General features: G+C 58.3%; 1 protein-coding gene. It reads right to left on the minus strand.

Annotated elements, in window-relative coordinates:
* Window positions 1-60: 60 nt before the first annotated feature.
* Window positions 61-259: hypothetical protein (locus tag AC0IYH_RS32400; protein WP_471838436.1), on the minus strand; the 199-nt coding region annotated here is incomplete at its 5' end.

Here is a 259-nt window from a genome sequence, read left to right on the forward strand (position 1 = left end):
GTGCCAAGGGATGGCCACGACCATCCCTTTTCTGTTGCGGCGCCAATGCCTGTTGATGCTTTATTGGCAAATCTTCTCGCACAGCACCAGGCCCCTGTAGTGGCCCGACGTGCGATACAGCGTCATCCCCCTGGGCTTCGCTCTTTCAGGACTGATTGCCGTTTGCGCGCCAGCGCGATACAACGGCAGCAGCCCAACAAAGAGAAGCCCCCTCATGACCGTCAAAGCCGCATGGTTCGTCTGTTTGCTGTCCGTTTCC

The sequence above is a fragment of the Pseudomonas sp. AC463 genome (assembly GCF_979253585.1).